Source organism: Pseudooceanicola lipolyticus (assembly GCF_002786325.1).
Classification (GTDB): Bacteria; Pseudomonadota; Alphaproteobacteria; order Rhodobacterales; family Rhodobacteraceae; genus Pseudooceanicola_C; species Pseudooceanicola_C lipolyticus.
Genome location: NZ_PGTB01000373.1, coordinates 1 through 1,052, shown reverse-complemented (window position 1 = coordinate 1,052; position 1,052 = coordinate 1). Strand labels below are relative to the sequence as shown.

Below are 1,052 nucleotides of genomic sequence, written 5' to 3'. Positions count from 1 at the left end.
GGGGCCGCAGCGCCCCGGCCGCCCGGCGCGGCCAAGACCGGCGCCCGCCACCGCCGATGGCGGCATCCGCACCCTGACGCTGGAGCAGTTCCAGGCCGAAACCGCGATGGAGGCCTGGATCGACAGGCTGAAAGCCTTCCGCGACGACCGCATCCGCCGCGCCGCCTTCGGCCTGCGCGACAATACCAGCGCCGACCTGGTCACCGAACTGATCCACGCGGCCCGGCGGCTGCGGCTGGGCCAGAAAACCGCCGAACAGCTGGAAGAGGTGAATTTCGGCCTGAACGTCGAAAAGCAGGCGCAGCCGGCGGCGATTCTCGGGGCCGAATGCATCAACGGCTTCGTGGCGACGCTGGGCATGCTCGAGCTGCCTGAATCGCAGCGCCCGCAGGTGCAGACACCCGAAGGCGCGACGCGGCCGATCTTCACCGCCGATCCGGCCTCGGACACCGTCGACACGCTGCCGGCCCAGCCCCGCAACGTCGCCGAGGAAACCTGGAGCGATTGGGTCTTCGCGCTGGACGCGGTGTTTGCCGCCAATGCCAAGGACGGTATCGGTGGCGAGGTGAATATCGAACAGAACCTGGCGCTGGGCCGTATCCTCGCCGCGTTGCAGGGGCGCGAAACGGCATGACGCTGGTGGTGCATCCCGATCCCCAGGAACCGGCCGGCGGCTTTGCGTTCCTGGAACTGCCCGATGGCAGCCTGCAGGGGGACACCACCACCGTTGCCGTGTTCGATGCCTATGGCGAACGCTGGCTCAGGCAGGCGGTGGCCCGCAATGACCGCGACCTGAACTGGCAGACCGAACGGTTTGAATTCGGCCCCTACCGCATCTATCGCCACGAAGGCGCCGACTGGGTGCGCATCGGCCCCGAGATCGTCAACTGGATCGAGGAATATGCGCCGCTACGCATCGCCGTCGGCGGTGCCGCCTATAACGTGATCTGGCCCGACGACGTGGCGCCGCGCGCCCGAGCCGCCGAACTGGGCGACATTCGCCCGGTGGCCCGGCCGCGCCCGGTGGTCGCAACACCCGCCCCGGCACCGCG

At 69.3% G+C, this 1,052-nt stretch carries 1 protein-coding gene and 1 pseudogene; both read left to right on the top strand.

Going from position 1 to position 1,052, the window contains the following annotated elements:
* Window positions 1–634: virulence factor SrfC family protein (locus tag CVM52_RS26020; RefSeq protein WP_240621088.1), on the top strand; the 634-nt coding region annotated here is incomplete at its 5' end.
* Window positions 631–1,052, top strand: a pseudogene (locus CVM52_RS26015) (hypothetical protein); the annotation flags it as partial. The gene CVM52_RS26020 and the pseudogene CVM52_RS26015, both read left to right, overlap by 4 nt.